This window comes from Halomonas saccharevitans (genome assembly GCF_900116405.1).
In the GTDB taxonomy this organism is placed as follows: domain Bacteria; phylum Pseudomonadota; class Gammaproteobacteria; order Pseudomonadales; family Halomonadaceae; genus Halomonas; species Halomonas saccharevitans.
Genome location: NZ_FPAQ01000001.1, coordinates 183,757 through 200,932 on the forward strand (window position 1 = coordinate 183,757; position 17,176 = coordinate 200,932).

At 68.8% G+C, this 17,176-nt stretch carries 15 protein-coding genes; 9 read left to right on the top strand and 6 right to left on the bottom strand.

The genetic code is table 11. From position 1 onward, the window contains the following. Nucleotides 1-24 precede the first annotated feature (24 nt). Nucleotides 25-792, bottom strand: a complete 768-nt coding sequence (locus tag BM388_RS00865) for an ATP-binding cassette domain-containing protein (protein ID WP_089846213.1) — start codon at nucleotides 790-792, stop codon at nucleotides 25-27. A 149-nt stretch (nucleotides 793-941) separates the two neighbouring features. On the opposite strand from BM388_RS00865, the gene BM388_RS00870 reads away from it, so the two are divergent. Together BM388_RS00870 and BM388_RS00875 are read left to right on the top strand one after the other, a co-directional pair. Continuing rightward, nucleotides 942-2,744 carry an ABC transporter ATP-binding protein gene (locus BM388_RS00870; RefSeq protein WP_089846216.1) on the top strand — a complete coding sequence of 601 codons (1,803 nt, stop codon included), beginning with the start codon at nucleotides 942-944 and terminating at the stop codon, nucleotides 2,742-2,744. Nucleotides 2,745-2,910: 166 nt separating this feature from the next. After that, entirely contained in the window at nucleotides 2,911-5,118 is a 2,208-nt protein-coding gene (locus BM388_RS00875; protein ID WP_089846218.1) for a TonB-dependent siderophore receptor, read from the top strand. A 230-nt stretch (nucleotides 5,119-5,348) separates the two neighbouring features. Here the strand turns inward: BM388_RS00875 and BM388_RS00880 are convergent, their stop codons facing one another. From BM388_RS00880 to fhuF, 3 genes are all read right to left on the bottom strand, one after another. Further along, nucleotides 5,349-7,436: a TonB-dependent siderophore receptor gene (locus BM388_RS00880; RefSeq protein WP_089846220.1), complete on the bottom strand. Its 2,088-nt coding sequence runs from the start codon at nucleotides 7,434-7,436 to the stop codon at nucleotides 5,349-5,351. 103 nt (nucleotides 7,437-7,539) lie between these two features. Next, on the bottom strand, nucleotides 7,540-8,481 hold the full coding sequence (locus BM388_RS00885; protein ID WP_089846222.1) for a helix-turn-helix transcriptional regulator: 942 nt from the start codon (nucleotides 8,479-8,481) through the stop codon (nucleotides 7,540-7,542). Next, nucleotides 8,478-9,245: a siderophore-iron reductase FhuF gene (gene fhuF, locus BM388_RS00890; protein ID WP_089846223.1), complete on the bottom strand. Its 768-nt coding sequence runs from the start codon at nucleotides 9,243-9,245 to the stop codon at nucleotides 8,478-8,480. The genes BM388_RS00885 and fhuF overlap by 4 nt, the downstream gene beginning before the upstream one ends. Before the next feature lie 352 nt (nucleotides 9,246-9,597). Here fhuF and BM388_RS00895 point away from each other — a divergent pair, with 352 nt between their 5' ends. From BM388_RS00895 to BM388_RS00920, 6 genes are read left to right on the top strand one after another with little or no spacing between them, the layout of a single operon-like run. Further along, the gene (locus tag BM388_RS00895) at nucleotides 9,598-10,386 is read left to right on the top strand and encodes a DUF3450 domain-containing protein (RefSeq protein ID WP_089846225.1); all 789 of its coding nucleotides are present in this window, start codon (nucleotides 9,598-9,600) and stop codon (nucleotides 10,384-10,386) included. Then, complete coding sequence (locus BM388_RS00900; RefSeq protein ID WP_089846227.1) at nucleotides 10,383-11,798, top strand: MotA/TolQ/ExbB proton channel family protein; 1,416 nt, start codon at nucleotides 10,383-10,385, stop codon at nucleotides 11,796-11,798. The genes BM388_RS00895 and BM388_RS00900 overlap by 4 nt, the downstream gene beginning before the upstream one ends. Beyond that, nucleotides 11,779-12,336 carry a MotA/TolQ/ExbB proton channel family protein gene (locus tag BM388_RS00905; RefSeq protein ID WP_089846229.1) on the top strand — a complete coding sequence of 186 codons (558 nt, stop codon included), beginning with the start codon at nucleotides 11,779-11,781 and terminating at the stop codon, nucleotides 12,334-12,336. Before BM388_RS00900 ends, BM388_RS00905 begins: the two co-directional genes overlap by 20 nt. Next, nucleotides 12,329-12,736 carry an ExbD/TolR family protein gene (locus tag BM388_RS00910; RefSeq protein ID WP_089846231.1) on the top strand — a complete coding sequence of 136 codons (408 nt, stop codon included), beginning with the start codon at nucleotides 12,329-12,331 and terminating at the stop codon, nucleotides 12,734-12,736. Before BM388_RS00905 ends, BM388_RS00910 begins: the two co-directional genes overlap by 8 nt. Further along, entirely contained in the window at nucleotides 12,733-13,536 is an 804-nt protein-coding gene (locus tag BM388_RS00915; RefSeq protein ID WP_089846233.1) for an energy transducer TonB, read from the top strand. Before BM388_RS00910 ends, BM388_RS00915 begins: the two co-directional genes overlap by 4 nt. Before the next feature lie 5 nt (nucleotides 13,537-13,541). Then, nucleotides 13,542-14,696, top strand: a complete 1,155-nt coding sequence (locus tag BM388_RS00920; RefSeq protein WP_089846235.1) for a hypothetical protein — start codon at nucleotides 13,542-13,544, stop codon at nucleotides 14,694-14,696. Here the strand turns inward: BM388_RS00920 and xthA are convergent. Further along, nucleotides 14,663-15,490: an exodeoxyribonuclease III gene (gene xthA / locus BM388_RS00925; RefSeq protein ID WP_089846237.1), complete on the bottom strand. Its 828-nt coding sequence runs from the start codon at nucleotides 15,488-15,490 to the stop codon at nucleotides 14,663-14,665. The two genes, BM388_RS00920 and xthA, sit on opposite strands and share 34 nt — an antisense overlap. 3 nt (nucleotides 15,491-15,493) lie before the next feature. Next, the gene (locus BM388_RS00930) at nucleotides 15,494-15,730 is read right to left on the bottom strand and encodes a hypothetical protein (protein ID WP_089846239.1); all 237 of its coding nucleotides are present in this window, start codon (nucleotides 15,728-15,730) and stop codon (nucleotides 15,494-15,496) included. 167 nt (nucleotides 15,731-15,897) lie between these two features. On the opposite strand from BM388_RS00930, the gene rhlB reads away from it, so the two are divergent. Beyond that, nucleotides 15,898-17,172 (top strand): ATP-dependent RNA helicase RhlB, encoded by a 1,275-nt coding sequence (rhlB, locus tag BM388_RS00935; protein WP_089846241.1) that lies wholly within the window; start codon nucleotides 15,898-15,900, stop codon nucleotides 17,170-17,172. Nucleotides 17,173-17,176 lie beyond the last annotated feature (4 nt).

A 17,176-nucleotide genomic window follows, 5' to 3' on the forward strand; every position in this document is an offset into this window, starting at 1 on the left:
ATTCCAAGGTCAATGGATAGCGGGCTAGTGGGCGATGGCGACGCGGTGCTCGCCACAGGGGTGGGCCATGACGTGCATGGGAATGCCGTAGATGGCCTTCAGGGTCTCGCCGTTCATCAGCGCCTCGGGCGTGCCCTCGGCCAGCAGGCGGCCGCCGTGCAGGGCCACCAGACGGTCGCAGTATCGCGATGCCATGTTGATGTCGTGAAGCACGATGATCACCCCGAGGCCGAGCTCTCGGCAGAGTCTTCGGGTTAGCGCCAGCACCTCCACCTGGTGGGCGATATCCAGCGCGGCTAGGGGCTCGTCGAGCAGCAGGAAGCGGCTGCCCTGGGCGAGCAGCATGGCCAGCCAGACGCGCTGGCGCTCCCCGCCGGAGAGGGTGTCCACCTGGCGGTCGGCGAAGGGCTCGGTATGGGTCAGTGCCATGGCTCGCTCGATGGCCGCCTCGTCATCGCGGCCATGTCGGCCCAGCAGGCCGCGCCAGGGGTAGCGGCCGAAGCCCACGAGCTCGCGGCCCGTGAGGTTGTCGGCAGCGGGCAGGTGCTGGGGCAGGTAGGCGACCCGACGAGCGAAGGCGCGATGGCCCCAGCTCGTCAGCGGCTTGCCGTCCAGCCTGAGCTCGCCCCGAGTGGCGGGCTGCTGGCGGGCCAGCAGCTTGAGCAGGGTCGACTTGCCCGAGCCGTTATGGCCGATCAGGCCATGGACCCGGCCTTCCGCGAAGGCGAGATCGAGGGGATGCAGCAGGCACTGGCCGTTGACCTCGTAGGAGGCGGCGCGCGTTTCAATCATGGAGGGCTCCGCTCGCGGAAGGCCGCCCCGGCGGGGGCAGCGGAATTGCCGCAAAGCGTAAGGCAAACGATAATACTTATCAATATGATCGGTTGGTTCGGGCGCCGACATGCCTTAGGCTTTGTCCCCCGTTTGCAAGGACCCTCACCATGTCTTCCACCGCTTCCAGCTTCCAGGCCCTGGGGCGCCTCTTGCGCTATGCCCGGGGTTACCGGCGTCGTATCATCGCCGCCACGCTCTGCTCGATCCTCAACAAGCTCTTCGATATCGCCCCGGAGATCCTGATCGGCGTGGCCATCGACGTGGTGGTCAATCAGGAGGAGAGCTTTGTCGCCGGGCTGGGCTTCACCACGGCCGAGCAGCAGATCCTGGTGCTCGGGGTGCTGACCTTCTTCATCTGGGCCGGCGAGTCGCTGTTCGAGTATCTCTTCCAGGTCCTGTGGCGCAACTTGGCCCAGCGTCTGCAGTCCGACCTGCGCCAGGACGCCTACGAGCATGCTCAGCGCCTGGACATGGGCTTCTTCGAGTCAAGGAGCTCGGGGCAGCTGGTCGCGACCATGAACGACGACGTCAACCAGCTCGAGCGCTTCCTCGACGGCGGTGCCAACGCCATGATCCAGGTCGGCGTCACCGTGGTGGCCGTGGGCGCGGTGTTCTTCGTGCTCTCCCCGTTGATCGCGTTGCTGGCCTTCACGCCGATCCCGCTGATCATCTGGGGCGCCTTCTATTTCCAGCGCCGGGCCGGGCCGCTGTATGCCGAGGTGCGCGAGCGGGTCGGCGAGCTCTCGAGCCGGCTGGCCAACAACCTGGCCGGCATCGCCACCATCAAGAGCTTCACCGCCGAGGCCCGCGAGGCCGAGCGTCTCAAGGCCGCCAGCGAGGCTTACGTGGAGGCCAATCGCCGGGCGATTCGCTTGAGCTCCGCCTTCATCCCGGTGATTCGCATGGCGATCCTCGCCGGCTTCCTGGCGACCTTCACCGTGGGCGGCATGATGGCGCTCAAGGGCGAGCTCAACGTGGGCGCCTACGGCGTGCTGGTGTTCCTAACCCAGCGACTGCTGTGGCCGCTCACCGGCCTGGCTCAGGTGATCGACCTCTTCGAGCGGGCCATGGCCAGCACCCGGCGCATCCTCGACCTGCTGGCCACGCCCATCCGGGTGCGCGATGAGGCGACCGAGGCGCTGGCCAAGCCGGTGCGCGGTGCGGTGCGCTTCGAGGGCGTGAGTTTCCGGTACGACGAGGGGGGCGCCGGCGTCCAGGGCATCGATCTGACGGTGCCGGCGGGGCACACCCTGGCATTGGTCGGGGCTACCGGCTCCGGCAAGTCGACGCTGATCAAGCTGCTGCTGCGCTTCCATGACCCGGCAGCAGGACGGGTGCTGATCGACGACCAGCCGATCCGCGAGGTCTCTCTGGCCTCGCTGCGTGGAGCCATTGGCCTGGTCAGCCAGGACGTCTACCTGTTTGAAGGCTCGGTGCGCGACAACATCGCCTACGGCAAACCGGACGCCCCCGAGGCCGAGATCGTCGATGCGGCGCGTACCGCCGAGGCCTGGGACTTCATCCAGGCGCTGCCCCAGGGGCTCGACACCGCGGTGGGCGAGCGCGGCGTTCGGCTCTCCGGCGGCCAGCGCCAGCGCCTGTCGCTGGCCCGGGCGCTGCTCAAGGATCCGCCGATCCTGGTGCTCGACGAGGCGACCAGCGCGGTGGATAACGAGACCGAGGCGGCCATCCAGCGCTCGCTTTCGCGCATCGGCCACGGCCGCACCGTGATCATGATCGCCCACCGGCTCTCGACCATCGTCCACGCCGACCAGATCGCCGTCATCGAGGCCGGCCGCGTCGTCGAGCGGGGCAGCCACGCCGAGCTGCTCGCCCGGGACGGGCGCTATGCCGCTCAGTGGCGGGTGCAGACCGGTGAGGTCGAGGCGGCGACGGCGGTCTCGGGCTGACGCGAGCCTCACATGCTCTCCCAGGCGGTGGCCCCACGGCCACCGCCGAGTCGTATCGTCGACGCGGCTCTTCAAACGCGAATAAGTTTCAATTGGGTTGTTGTTATTAATGCGAGTCATTATCATGCGCTTTCCCGTGCATCTGACCCAGAGGCTTGCTTTCCCCATGTTCCCATCCGCTTCCCGCCGCGTCGGGGTCGACCCCCTCGCCCAAGCCGTGCGCCGCGCCCTTGGCCTCGCCGCCCTCGGCAGCCTCGTGCTGGGCTCGCCCACCCTGCTGGCCCAGGAGGCTGCGTCCGCCGAAGAGCTCGAGACGGTCACCGTCGAGGCCGAGGCGCTGTCGCTGGTCACCGAGGGGGCCGACGACTATCGGGTCGCCCAGACCAGCACCGCAACCAGGCTCGACCTGACACCCCGCGAGACCCCGCAGTCCGTCTCCACGGTGACCCAGGCCCAGATCGACGACTTCAACCTCGACACCATCAACGACGTGCTGGAGTCCACGCCGGGCGTGACGGTGGAGCGTGTCGAGACGGACCGTACCTACTACAGCTCGCGGGGCTTCGAGATCTCGAACCTGCAGGTCGACGGCCTGCGCCTGCCCATGCCCTACAACAACGTCCACGGCGACATCGATACCGCCGTCTACGACCGGGTTGAGGTGGTGCGCGGCGCTACCGGGCTGATGTCCGGCTCGGGCAACCCGGCGGCCACCGTCAACTTCGTCCGCAAGCGCCCCACCGCGACCCCTCACGCCTCCGTCACCGGCAGTCTTGGCAGCGATGACCACCGCCGTCTGGCACTGGATGTCTCCGGCCCCCTGGACGATGAAGGTCGGGTGCGCGGCCGCCTGGTGGCCGCGGGGCAGGACAGCGACTCCTACCTGGATCGGCTTCATCGGGAGCGGGGTGTGCTCTTCGGCGTGCTGGAAGCCGACCTGACCGACAGCACCCAGCTGGCGCTGGGGCATACCTGGCAGCAGAACGACACCGACGGCAACATGTGGGGGGCGCTGCCGCTCTACGACTCGGCTGGCAACTCCACCGACTATGATCGTTCGACGTCATCGGCGCCCGACTGGTCATACTGGAATACCGAGACCCAGCGCAGCTTCGTCGAACTGACCCAGCGGCTCTCCAACGACTGGTCGCTGAAGGGTACGGTGACGCATCTGGATATGATATCCGATGGCGAAATGCTCTATATCGGTAACGTGCCTGACGCGAGCACAGGTAACATTCCGGCCACCTATCTCAATGCTGATGGTGACCCTGTAAATTCAATGTTGGTGAGTCAGTATGACCGTCATCTTGAACAGTGGGTGGCCGATATTCACGCTAAGGGAGATGTGAATCTCTTTGGACGAAATCATCAGCTGGTTCTGGGGACTGACTGGAGTCAGAGCCGTAACCAGCAGGTGTCCTTGTATGGTGATGCTCCAGATGAAATTCCGGATTTAGATGGTTGGGACGGTGGTTATCCCCAGTCCGGGAGTTGGTATAGCGATCCGGATTGGACAGGGGATGCCACCATCAAGGAGCGCAGCGTCTACGGGGCCGGCAATCTGGACCTGGCCGACCGCTGGACGCTGGTCACCGGCGCCCGGGTGAGCTGGCTGGACACCGTGGGCGAGCAGTACGGCAGCTCCCAGGACACCACCCTCGACTATGAGCTGACGCCCTATGCCGGCCTGATCTACGACGTCACCGACCGCGCCTCGCTCTACGCCAGCTATACCGAGATCTTCAATCCCCAGACCGAGATGGACCGCAGCGGCCAGTATCTTGATCCCATCGAGGGGGCCAGCTACGAGATGGGGCTCAAGGCGGACGTCTTTGACGGGGGCGCCGATGCGGCCCTGGCCGTGTTCCGTACTGAGCAAAATAATGTGGCTCAGGTGATCGATAATATCGGTGGCCGGGATGTTTACGCTGGGGCAGACGGCATCACCAGCGAGGGTGTCGAGGTGACCCTGGCCGGTGAGCTGGCACCGGGCTGGCAGGCGAGCGCAGGCTACACTTACCTGGATATCGAGGACGCCGACGGCGAGGCCACCAATACCTATATCCCGCGTCATCTGGTGCGTGCGACCACCAGCTATCGGCCGGCGTCCCTGGCCGCGCTCAAGGTCGGCGCCCGGCTGCGCTGGCAGGACGATATCGAGCGCGAGCGCGACAACGCCGACGGCAAGACCCGCCAGGACGCCTATGCGCTGGTCGACCTGATGGCGAGCTACGACTTCAGCGACAGCCTGACCGGCTCGCTGAACGTCAACAACGTCACCGACGAAAAGTACCTGACCAGCCTGAAGTGGGATCAGGGCTTCTATGGCGCGCCGCGCCACGTCATGGCCAACTTGACCTGGACCTACTGAGGCATCGCCTCGTTCGACCAAGCCATCCAGGGCCCACCCCGGCGACGGGGTGGGCCCTTGTCGTTTCCGAGGGAGGGATCGGTGTTGTCGGTTCCCTCGCACCCGCCCAGGTCCTCGAGGAGGGGCGGGGCTTTCCGTATGTCAGGGCATCGCCGATGACTGCCGGGCACGAAAAAAGACCGGCAGCCCGAGGGTTGCCGGTCAACGTCGACTGAAGTGAGGCGCGAGGGTCAGAAATCGTAGCTGACGCTGGCCTTTACGCTGCGCTCGGCGCCGAAGTAGCAGAACTGCAGCGAGTTGCAGGAGGCTACGTAGTCCTTGTCGAGCAGGTTGTTGACATTGAGCCGGGCGCTGACGCCGTCCATCCCCAGCTGGCCGAGGTCGTAGCTGAGGGCAGCATCGACCAGGGTGTAGTCCGGCACCTGCTCGGTGTTGGCCCGGTCGGCCTGGATGTCGGCGTGGTAGCGCACGCCGAGGCCGGCGCCGAGGCCCTCGAGGACGCCGTTCTGCGCCGCGTATGAGCCCCACACGGAGGCGATGTGGCGGGGCGCGTAGATAGCGTGGCTGCCCTCCTCGCTGTCGACGTCGCTCTTGGCGTAGGTGATGTCGGTGTAGCTGTAGCCGGCCTTGAAGCGCAGGCTGTCGGTCAGCTGGGTGTGCGCCTCCAGCTCGACGCCTTGGGACTCGATCTCGCCGATGGAGCGGTAGGGGTCGGTGGGCTGCTCCTTGGTGGCGACGTTGTCCTGCTCGATATGGAACAGCGACACGCTGTACTGGTCCTGGGAGCCGTTGGGCTGGTATTTCAGGCCGGCCTCGACCTGCTTGCCTTCCATCGGCTCGAGCACGTCGCCATCGATATCGACGAAGCTGGTCGGGGTGAAGGCGGTGTTGTAGCTGACGTAGGGCGCCAAGCCGTTGTCGAACAGGTAGAGCAGGCCGGCGCGGCCGCTGAAGTAGGTCTCGTCGAGGGTATCCTCGCGGTCGGCCAGCTTCTGCTCATTGGTGATCGAGACGCGGTCGTAGCGCCCGCCGAGGGTGAGGCGCCAATGATCGAGGGCCATCTGGTCCTGCAGGTAGACACCGGTCTGGCTCAGCTCGTGGCGTTCGTCGTTGGTGGTCACGATGTCGCCGCTCGGGTCGGCGCCATACTCGGGGTGGAAGGCGTCGAGGGGCGGGAAGCTCCCCGAGCTCCACTTCACGTCGGTCTCGCGGTGCTGGTAGTGGGCACCGACCAGCAGGGTGTGGTCCACGGGCCCGCTGCTCAGCCGCGCCTCGAGCTGGTTGTCGAGGGTCCAGGCCTCCATAGACTCCTCGCCGCCGGCGTAGTAGCGGTTGAGCTCGGTGTCGCTGGTCCAGCCGTAGCCGTAGACCTGGTTCATGGTCACGTCGGTGTTGAGGTAGAGCAACTTCTGGCGGCCCGTCCAGGCGTCGTTGAAGCGGTGCTCCAGGTCATAGCCGAACAGGCGCTGGGTGCGTTCGAACTTGTCGTAGTCTTCCTCGCCGTCGAAGAAGGTGTTGTCGATCCGGCGGCCGTTGCGGCTCTCCACGGCGCCCTCATAGGGCACGCCGGAGTGGTAGCCGCCCTCCGGATCCTTCTGCAGGTAGGCGTGCAGGGTCAGGCTGGTGGCGTCGGTTATGTCCCAGGTCAGCTGGGGCGCGATGGCATAGCGCTCCTCTTCCACATGGTCGAACTGGGTGTCGGCGCTTTCGGCCAGTCCGGTCAAGCGATAGGCGAGCCGGCGCTCGTCGTCCAGCGGGCCGGTGAGGTCGAAGGCGGCGCTGCGCTGGGCGTTGTTGCCGACGCCGAGGCGGACCTGCCCCGAACGCTCGAACTCGGGGCTCTTGCTGGTCAACGCCACCAGGCCGCCCGGGGAGGCGCGGCCGTAGAGTACCGAGGCCGGGCCCTTGACCACCTCGATGCTCTCGAGAAAGTAGGGATCGATGACCAGCGAGCTGTAGGAGTTGGCGTCTCCCATCAGCTTGAGGCCGTCGAGGAAGGTGTTGCTCAGGCTACCGTCGGAGAAGCCGCGCAGCACGATGTAGTCGTAGCGGCTGGAGGCGCCGACCTGGTTGGCGTAGACCCCCGGCGTGTAATTCAGGGCCCGCTGCACCGACTCGGCGCCGCGCGCCTCCCACTCCTCGTTCTCGATCACCGAGATCGACTGCGGCGTCTCGTTGAACGGCGTCTCAGTCTTGGTGGCGGCCTGGGCGGTGACGGTCAGGGTAGAGAGTTGCTCGGCGTCTTTGGCGTGGGCCGCCAGGGCGATGCTAACGGCGGCGAGCGACACCGCCAGCGCCAGCGGACGGGGAGTCGGCATAGGGAAATCCTTGCTGAGAGCGTGTGACTTTAGGGAATGAGAAGTATTCACTTTTGTGCGCTAGGCGGGGTATGCCGAATGCTCACGGGGCTATTCGAGGCGATCAGGTCGCCGGGGGCAGGGAACTCGGCGGGTAGCCGAACCGGCGACGAAAGGCGGTGGCGAAGTTGCTGGCGTGGCGGTAGCCGGAGAAGTGGGCGGCCTGCTGGACGCTGAAGCCCCGTGCGAGATAGCCGTGGGCCAGCGCCAGCCGGCACTCGCGCCGGTAGTCGAACACCGAGCGCCCGTAGGCGGCCTGGAACTTGCGGCGCAGGCTAGCGGGACTCATGGCGGCGAGCTCGGCCAGGTCGGCCAGGCGATGCTCGGCGGCGGGGTTTCGGTGAAGGGTGTCCCGGACCCGCGCCAGGCGCTCGCGTTCCCGGGTGGCCTGGCGCGGTGCGCAGGTCGGCATGGGATCGCCGAAGCCGCCGCCGTGGGCCAGCAGCTGCAGGCTTAGTCCCTCGATCAGCAGGCGCTGGGCCTCCCTCATTTGCGGCATGGCGAGGGCCTGCTCGAGCCCATCTCGAAGCGGCTCGGGAAGCCGCCAGGCCCGGAGCGGACAGGCGGAGGAGCCTGACGGGCGCACCCCGAGCCGGGTCAGGTAGGTCTCGTCGAGGCCGAGGGTCAGGGCCCGCAGGCGCTGGCCCGCCGGCTGGGAGGCGGCGAGGCCCCGATGGGGCTCGAGGCGAAGGCTCAGCGCCATGCCCGGGGTCAGCGTCAGGCTGTGGTGATCGAGGCTGACCTCGGCATGGCCTTCCAGCATGACCACGATCGACAGCGGCGAGGGGGTGCGGGAACGCGATTCGTAGCGGTGGATCACCTCCACGTCGGAAGCGACCAGCTGCATCCCCGGACGCGGCGAGAACTCCCGCACCGTCCCGGTCATCACCGGCACCTCGGCGCTTGGCGCGAGGCCCGGCACCCGATAGTCGAGGCCGTAGTGCCGGCCATAGGCGTGCAGGTCCCGGGGCGTGTGCGCGCGCACCGGGGTTCTTGTCGCCTTCATGCGCTTGCCCTGGCCATCTCCGTGCCCCTGGCCGCCGTTTTGCCGCGCCGGCACTCCAGCGGGCAATTGGCGCAATAGCCCAGCTCGTCGATCAGGTAGCGGATGCAGCATAGCCGGCGCACCCGGGCGGGCTTGCCCGGGTCGGCGGGCGTGACGTAGCGCACCGGGCGAAAGAGCGGGTTGCGGCGGCCGTCGGGCAGGGAGCGGCGCTCCATCAGCGCCTGGGCGGGCTCGCCCACGTCGGGCTCGGCCATGGGGTGATCGGCCAGGGCACCGGCGAAGTACTCGAAGTAGTTGCCGGCGTTGCTCCAGAACACCTTGGGTGAGGCGCCGGTGGCCCCGGCCAGCGCCTCGATCAGCGGCGTCAGGTGAGCGTCGAGCAGCGTGGCGAAGCGCGCGCCGGGATCTAGCTCGGCCAGGGGCTTGCCGGCATGGGGCAGCATCAGCCCGGCGGTCTGCCCCTCGTCGGACTGCACCAGGTGCAGCTCATGAAGCCCCAGCGGCAGGTCGCGTTCGAGCAGCAGGTTGGCCGCCAGGCCATGGGCGGCCAGCGCGCTGAAGTGCCACTTGGACCAGAGCGAAGCCACCGCCCGGCGGTCGCCGTGGCCGTAGGTGCGGCCGAAGCGCTCGAACAGCTCGGCGAGGTAGGCCGGCTCGAGCAGGGTGCGGGCGGGCAGAGCGTCGGGGCCGGGTGTCGGCGCGACCCGTGGCGGCGTCAGGCCCTCCAGAGGGCCGATATAGAGCGTCGTGAGCGCGTGAGCCATGGGGCTCTCCATCGTGGTGTCCCGACGAACACTAAAGCAAATACGAATCGTTATCAAAATATCGAGGGCACGCGTCGTGTCCTCGTCGTGGTTTCTTCACGTGTTCCTCCTCGGCCTGTCGGACGCCGCGTTATTGCTCGCGGTCAGTGCGCCCACGCCCCCGATGGGCGATGCTGGTGGGCGGTCTGACGCGGCCAGTACGGGCAGGGCGCTCTGATCGCACCTTTACGTCTTACGCTTTCAAAAACCGTCGGCAAGCGCGGGCATGGCAGTATTGTGCATTGATAAGCATTCCCATTTGTGTCACTGTCTCGCCCCGTTCGAGACCTTTAACCGGAGAGTCATCGTGAGGATGTTTCGCTTCCCCGCCGCGCTGGTCGCGGTCGTCGGTCTGTGCGCTGGCGGCCTGGCTCAGGGTCAGGCGCAGGAATCGCTGGTCGACCGATCGGTCGAGGCGCAGCGCCACCAGGCCAAGCTGCAGACGCGCATCGACGACGCCGATGACGAGACTCGCCGCCTGATCGGCGAGCTGCGAAAGGCGAGGGCCGAGGCGCAGCGGGTCGAGGCCTACAACGCCGAGCTTGCGCGCGTGGTGGAGCGCCAGGAGGAGACGCTGGCGCGCCGCGAGCGCGCCCTGGAAGGCTCCGCGACGACCCGCGAGGGGCTGCCGCCCCTGCTGCGAGGAATGGTCGAGCGCCTCGATCACTGGATCGAGGCCGACCTGCCGTTCCTTCAGGACGAGCGCCGCGCCCGAATCGCGAGCCTGGAGCGCGCACTCTCCGATCCGGCGCTGTCGCCCGCCGAACGGCTGGATCGTGTGCTGGCCGCCTGGCGTGGGGAGCTCGCCTACGGCCGCGAGCTGGACGCCTGGCGCGGCCTGCTGGACGGCGAACGAGAGGTGGACTTCCTGAGGTTGGGGCGGATCGGCTTCTACTACCTGACGCCGAATGGTCGCGAGGGCGGCGTGTGGAAGGCCGACGAGCAGGCCTGGCAGCCGCTCGAGAAGGCGTCGCGCCAGGCGCTCGAGAACGGCATCCGTATCGCCCGGGAGCAGCGGGCTCCCGAGCTGCTGACGCTGCCGGTCTCCCAGCCCATCTCCCAACCGAAGACGAGCCACGAGAGTGGGGGAGAAGCCTCATGACGCTGTCACGCTACGTGAGCCGCCTGCTGCTCTGCGGCGCCCTGCTGCTGCCGGCGGCGCTGCTCCAGGCCCAGACCGACCCTCAGGCCGATGCCCCGTCTGCTCCCCAGCTCCGGCAGGACGCTCCGGCTTCCTTCGCCGAGGCGCGCCAGGCCGAGCTCGCGCGGGACAGGGCGCGGCTGGCCGAGCTGGTCGACGATCGCGACGCCCTGCGCGATGCCGTCGAGGCGGCCCGCGAGCGCCGCGAGGCGGCCGCCGAACGGCGCCAGGACCTCGAGGCGCAGCGCGACGAGCAGCAGGCTCGCCGCGAGGCGCTGGCGGAGCGACAGCAGGCACAGGGCGGCGAACTCTCCGACGTCGAGCCGGTGCTGGAACGCCACGTCGGCGAGCTGCGCGACGCCCTTGGCCAGAGCTGGCTCACCCTCAACGGGGCCGAGCTGCCCGCGCGCGGCGAGGCGGACACGCTGCCCGACCTTCCGCGACTCGAGTCGCTGGCCGATGCCCTGATGGCCCTCACCCGGGAGACCGGGCGTATCGAGCGGCTGACGGTGCCGGTCGCCTCGGTCGACGGGCGCGTCGCCCCCCGGGAGGTGCTTCGGCTGGGGGATCTCGCCATGATCGAGGGCGGGCGTTGGCTGCGTCGCGACTCGCCGGACCTGCCCCCTGCGGCGCTGGCCGCGACCCCCGACGACGCCAGCGAAACCCTGGCGGCCTTCGCGCGGGGCGAAAGCGATCGGGTCACCCTCGACCCCACCGGCGGCGAACTGCTCGAGGCGCTGGCCCAGCGCCCCGACCTGCTGGCGCGCTTCCACCAGGGCGGCGCCGTGGGCTACGTGGTGGTCGCCCTGGGCGGGCTGGGCCTCTTGATCGCCTTGGGCCAGTACGGGTACCTGATGCGGGTGAGCGCGCGCCTGCGGCGTCAGCTCCGGGACGGCGCGAACCTGCGCGACGACAACCCCCTGGGCCGGGTGCTGGCCAAGGTCCAGACGCTGCGCCAGGGGCTCGTACCCGAGGCGCTGGAGGCGCGCCTCGACGAGGCCCTGCTCGCCGAGTTGCCGCGGCTCGAGCGGGGCCAGGCGCTGGTCAAGCTGCTGGCGGCGGTGGCACCGCTGCTGGGGCTGCTCGGCACCGTGACCGGCATGATCGGCACCTTCCAGTCGATCACGGTGTTCGGCACCGGCGACCCGCAGCTGATGGCCGGCGGCATCAGCCAGGCGCTGGTCACCACGGTGCTGGGCCTGATCACCGCGGTGCCGCTGATGCTCGCCCATACCACGCTCGCCAGCCGCAGCCGCTGGCTCTCCGGGGTGATCGAGGGGCACGCCAGCGCGGCGCTGGCCGAGCATCTCGAGGCCCTGCCGGCTTCTTCTGCCCAGCATCGCGAGTCACGTCATGCCGCTGCCTTGGCCTGAACTCCTGGCGGGCGCCACCGCGCCGCTCGCCTGGCTGGGCCAGGCTGGTGGACCGGTGCTGGTGGCCATCGGCGCGGTGGCCATGCTGCTCTTCTCCCTGGCGCTGGAGCGCTGGTGCTACTTCCGCTTCGTCTGGCGGCGCGAGCGCCAAGCCCTGGTGGCGCGCTGGGTGCGCCGCGAGGACCACACAAGCTGGAGCGCGCGGACGCTGCGCGAAGTATGGACCCAGGCGCTGCTCGCCCGGCTGCGTCGCCCGCTGCCGTGGCTCAGGCTACTGGTGACGCTCTGTCCGCTGCTCGGCCTGCTGGGCACGGTCACCGGCATGATCACCGTCTTCGAGGGCTTGGCCGCCAGCGAGACCAGCCAGGCCCGTGCCATGGCCGACGGCGTCGCCCGGGCCACGCTGCCGACACTGGCCGGCATGGCGGTGGCGGTGGTTGGGTTGCTGTTCACCACCCGTCTCGAACACATCATTCGGCGCGAGGACCAGCGGCTGCACGACCGCATGGCCCGCGCCGTGGAGGAGCCCGATGCGTAGGCGTCGCCTGAGTGCCGACAGCGGCGAGACCAGCGAGGTCAACCTGACCCCCATGCTGGACGTCGTCTTCATCATGCTGATCTTTTTCATCGTCACCACCAGCTTCGTCAAGGAAAGCGGCGTGGAGATCGAGCGCCCCCAGTCCAGCGACGCGACGCCGCGCCCCGAGGCCCAGGTGATGGTGGCCCTGACCGCGGAGGGCGCGGTGTGGGTCGATGGTGCGCCGGTTGACGCGCACCGCGTCGGCGAGGCCGTGGCGCCGCTGGTGAGCGAGCAGGGCGGGGTGGTGATCCAGGCCGACCGCGCCTCCACCACCGGCCTGTTGGTCGAGGTGATGGATCGTCTGCGCGAGGCGGGCGTCGAGCAGATCGCCGTGGCCGCTGCCCGGGAGGGGGCGTGATTCGCTGGCCCCTGGCGTCGCTGGCCGGAGTGTCCCTGGCGCTGCTGCTGTTCTGGGGGCTGGCGCTGCTGGTGGCGCCGCCCGAGGCGGACGTCGAGGTGCGCGAGAGGGCCATGACGATGAGCATGGCCGCGGCGGTCGACCAGCCGGCGCAGCCGGCCGAGACGACGGCCCCCGCGCCCAGCGCACCGCCCGCGCCGCAGCCGGCACCTCCCAGTCCGCCGCCGCCGGCGCCGCTGCCCGACAGCACCCTGTCACTGCCGGAGCCGACGCCGGTCGATCCTCCGCCGGTGCAGCCCGAGGCGGTCGCCGAGCTGGACACCGCGCTGCCCGAGCTGACCGAGGCGGCGCCGACGCCCGAGCCTCAGCCAGAGCCTGAACCGCAACCCGAGCCCGAACCGCAGCCGGAACCGTCACCCTCTACCGAGCCGGCGAGCCCGTCGGCGACGGCTACCGACGCCGCGGCGACGCAGTCGCCCGCCGCTTCGGGGCAGGGGACACCGAGCGCCGCCGGCCAGGCCAGCCAGGCGGTGCAGGACGTGGGGCAGGCGACGCCCACCCGGCGCGTGCCGCCGAGCTATCCGCGCCGCGCTCAGCGCCGCAGCCTGGAAGGCCACGTGGTGGTGGAGTTTCTGATTCGCCCCGACGGCCGGGTGAAGGTCGGCTCGGTCCGGGTGGTCGAGGCCCGGCCGCGGCGGGTCTTCGACGAGGCGGCCACGCGTGCCGTGGCCGACTGGCGCTTCGCGGCCGACGGTCGCCTGCGTCGCGCCCGCCAACGACTCGAGTTTCAGCTGAGGTGAGCCCGATGTCACGATGCCTGTTATCTATCCTGTCAGTCGTCCTGCTGCTGGTTTCCTCGGGTGTTCAGGCCCAGCCGGCCCTGCCCGGGAGCTTCATCCGCGATCTCCAGAGCCTCGAGGCCCGGCTCGCGGAAGCGCCCGCGGAGGTGCTGGTCGAGGTACAGGACAAGGCGCGCCGGCAGGCCGAGCGTTTGGCGGCGGGCAACGTCGCCGATCGCTGGGCGCGGGCCCTCTATCTGCAGCTGGCGGCCGGTGCCGCGGCGCGTCAGGGCGAGCACGGACGAGCCGCCGCGTGGCTGGATGCCGCGGCGGGAAGCGATCCGGCCCCGGCGGCCTGGCGCCAGGCACGGCGTCGCGAGGCAGCGCTGCAGTATCGGGCCGCGGGGCGCACGGCCCTGGCCGTGGAGCGTCTGACTCGCTGGTTGGATGAGACGGCCCCGCCGGCGATGGACGAGCGTTGGCGGTTGATCGCTTGGCTGGCGGAGCTCGAGCGCTGGGAGGCGGCCGCTGCGCGGCTCGAGGCGCTGGATGCTGCGTCGGGCGCCTGGTCGGCCGATCGCCGGGCATTGGCGCTCTCGATCTATCGGCAGGCGGGACACGAGTCCTTGGCATTGGCGCTGCTGCGCGAGCATTTGGAGCGCGAGGCCGATCCGACGCAGTGGCGACGCGCCGCGGCGCTGGCTCAGCGCCTCGGCGATCCGGGGCTCGCCGCGGCGCTCTGGGAGGTCGGCTGGCAGCGGGGGCATCTGACGGGAAAGGAGGATCTACTGCGCCTGGCCCGGCTGCACTTGGCCGGCGGGACGCCGGCGCGGGCGGCCGAGCACCTGGAGCGAGGGCTAGAGGATGGCGTGTTGGCGATCGATGCCCGTCACCGGCGGCTGCTGGCCACGGCCTGGGAGGCGGCGCGCGATCATGGCCGGGCGCTCTCGGCCTGGGAGGCGGTCGCTCGCGAGAGCGAGCGGGCAACCGACTGGCTGCGCCTGGGCCAGCTGGCCCGCGGCTGGGGAGAGAAGGCGCTGGCGGGCCGCGCCCTGAGGCGGGCCCGCGCTCTGGGCGCCGAGGAGGCCGAGGCGTGGCTCGCCACGCTGCCCGACGCGGCGGGCGAGGACGCCTCGGCGATCGCCGATCAGAGCGAGAGCTCGGTCCAGACCGGGGCGTGATCCGAGGGCTTCTCCATGGCGCGCAGTTCATAGTCGATGCCGGCGTCCGCGACGCGTTCGGCGAGCGGGGGCGTGACCAGGATATGGTCGATGCGCAGCCCGCGCCGGGGGTCGCGCTCGAAGGCGCGGGAGCGGTAGTCGAACCAGCTGAAGCGATCGTCGACGTCCGGGTAGCGGAGGCGGTAGCTGTCGGTCAGGCCCCAGGCCTTGATGCCGGCCAGCCACTCGCGCTCCACGGGCTGGAAGCTGGTCTTGCCCTCGCGCAGCCAGCGCTTGCGGTTGGCCTCGCCGATGCCGATGTCGATGTCCTCGGGGGAGATGTTGAAATCACCCATCACCGCCAGGTGCTCATCGGCACGATGCTGGGTCTCCAGCAGGCGCTGCAGCTGGGCATAGAAGGCCCGCTTGTGGGGAAACTTCACCGGATGCTCGACGTTCTCGCCCTGGGGGAAGTAGCCGTTCCAGACCGTGATCGGCGTGCCGCCATTCGGTGTGAAGCGCGCGCCGATCATGCGGCGCTGGGCGTCGTCCCCGTCGTCGGGGAAGCCCTTGAAGATCGCCTCGGGCTCGCCGCACTGGGCCGTGTCGATCATCAGGGCCACGCCGTAGTGGCCCTTCTGGCCGTGGAACTCGACGCGATAGCCCATCGCCTCCACGGCGGCCATGGGAAACTCGCTGTCCTGGACCTTGGTCTCCTGCAGGCCGATCACCGCCGGGCGATGGGCCTCGATCAGGGCCTCGAGCTGGTGCAGGCGGGCACGAATGCCGTTGATGTTGAATGACACCAGGCGCATCGGTCAGTCGTCCTTGTGCTCGGTCGTGTCGGGGTGGATCGCGATGGACGGCCCCGCTTCCTGGCGGGCCTGCTTGCGCGCCGCCTGCAGCTTGCGCTGCTGGCGCTTCTTCTGGGTATAGCGGGTCGACGAGGTCACCTGATCGGGATTCTCGTGCCGCCACTTCTTGAAATCCTTGCGCTTGCCGGTGCGGATCTTCACCTTATCGGCCAGCGACCGGGTCTTCTTTTGGCGTGTCATGGTGCAACTCCTGCATGTAAGGGCGCTATTCTAGCAGTCGAGGCCCGCCGGCTGACAGCAATCAACCGCCGGCAGGCGTCCGGGGGCGCCCTCGTCGCCGGAGGCTGTTACAATGGCCGTTTGCGTCACGCACCCCATCCACCCATACGGACAAGACAGCACAGCCTATGAGCGAGTCGGAACAGACCACAGCACCGGCCCAGAACCGCAAGCCCAAGCGTCGTCGGCGCAAGCCGCGGCGTCGTCAGTCGAACTGGGATCTGCGCCAGTTCCAGGTTCCCGCTGTCGCGGGCAAGTGGCGCTTCCATGACTTCGATCTGCCGCTGCCGCTGATGCGGGCGATTCATGCCCTGGGGTTCGAATACTGCACGCCGATCCAGGCCGAGGCGCTGGCCCAGACCCTGCTGGGTGGCGACGTGGTGGGCAAGGCCCAGACCGGCACCGGCAAGACCGCGGCCTTTTTGATCTCGATCCTGGCCTACTTCCTCGAGGAGGAGGCGCCCAACGCCCAGAAGCCAGGGGCGCCGCGAGCACTGATCGTGGCTCCAACCCGCGAGCTGGCGCTGCAGATCGAGAAGGACGCCAAGGCACTGGCGCGCTTCACCGACCTCAAGGTGGCCAGCGTCGTCGGCGGCATGGACTACCAGAAGCAGCGCGAGGCGCTGGGCGATAAGCTCGATATCCTCGTCGCCACCCCGGGCCGGCTGTTGGACTTCCATGAGAAGCGCGACGTCGACCTGACCCAGGTGGAAGTGCTGGTACTCGATGAGGCCGATCGGATGCTGTCGATGGGTTTCATTCCCGACGTCAAGCGCATCATCCGCCACACGCCGAACACCGAGCAGCGCCAGACCTTCCTGTTCTCGGCGACCTTCAGCCAGGACATTCTCAACCTGGCCAGCCAGTGGACCCACAAGCCGGCCCACGTCGATATCGCCGTCACCGTCGACAACGCTGCCGACATCGATCAGCGCGTCTATCTGGTCGGCGACGAGGACAAGCAACGCCTGCTGGTCAACCTACTCAAGCAGGAGAGCTTCGAGCGCGTGATGGTCTTCGGCAACCGCCGGGATCTGGTGCGCAAGCTCGACGACCTGCTCGAGAAGGCCGGCATCAACGCCGCCATGCTCTCCGGCGATGTGCCCCAGAACCAGCGCATCGAGACCCTCGAGAAGTTCCGCGAGGGCAAGATTCAGGTGCTGGTGGCCACCGACGTGGCGGGACGCGGCATCCACATCGAGGATGTCAGCCACGTGATCAACTACACCCTGCCGGAAGATCCGGAGGACTACGTCCACCGCATCGGCCGCACCGGCCGCGCCGGCGCCAAGGGCGTGTCGATCAGCTTCGTCGGCGAGGAAGACGCCTTCTCCCTGCCGGAGATCGAGCGCTACATCAACGACAAGCTGCCGTGCGAACATCCGCCGGAAGGGCTGCTCTGACGTC

Coding starts and splice junctions, on each gene's coding strand:
- BM388_RS00865 (WP_089846213.1), bottom strand. CDS start 792: ATGATTGAAACGCGCGCCGCCTCCTACGAGGTCAACGGCCAGTGCCTG.
- BM388_RS00870 (WP_089846216.1), top strand. CDS start 942: ATGTCTTCCACCGCTTCCAGCTTCCAGGCCCTGGGGCGCCTCTTGCGC.
- BM388_RS00875 (WP_089846218.1), top strand. CDS start 2,911: ATGTTCCCATCCGCTTCCCGCCGCGTCGGGGTCGACCCCCTCGCCCAA.
- BM388_RS00880 (WP_089846220.1), bottom strand. CDS start 7,436: ATGCCGACTCCCCGTCCGCTGGCGCTGGCGGTGTCGCTCGCCGCCGTT.
- BM388_RS00885 (WP_089846222.1), bottom strand. CDS start 8,481: ATGAAGGCGACAAGAACCCCGGTGCGCGCGCACACGCCCCGGGACCTG.
- fhuF (WP_089846223.1), bottom strand. CDS start 9,245: ATGGCTCACGCGCTCACGACGCTCTATATCGGCCCTCTGGAGGGCCTG.
- BM388_RS00895 (WP_089846225.1), top strand. CDS start 9,598: ATGTTTCGCTTCCCCGCCGCGCTGGTCGCGGTCGTCGGTCTGTGCGCT.
- BM388_RS00900 (WP_089846227.1), top strand. CDS start 10,383: ATGACGCTGTCACGCTACGTGAGCCGCCTGCTGCTCTGCGGCGCCCTG.
- BM388_RS00905 (WP_089846229.1), top strand. CDS start 11,779: ATGCCGCTGCCTTGGCCTGAACTCCTGGCGGGCGCCACCGCGCCGCTC.
- BM388_RS00910 (WP_089846231.1), top strand. CDS start 12,329: ATGCGTAGGCGTCGCCTGAGTGCCGACAGCGGCGAGACCAGCGAGGTC.
- BM388_RS00920 (WP_089846235.1), top strand. CDS start 13,542: ATGTCACGATGCCTGTTATCTATCCTGTCAGTCGTCCTGCTGCTGGTT.
- xthA (WP_089846237.1), bottom strand. CDS start 15,490: ATGCGCCTGGTGTCATTCAACATCAACGGCATTCGTGCCCGCCTGCAC.
- BM388_RS00930 (WP_089846239.1), bottom strand. CDS start 15,730: ATGACACGCCAAAAGAAGACCCGGTCGCTGGCCGATAAGGTGAAGATC.
- rhlB (WP_089846241.1), top strand. CDS start 15,898: ATGAGCGAGTCGGAACAGACCACAGCACCGGCCCAGAACCGCAAGCCC.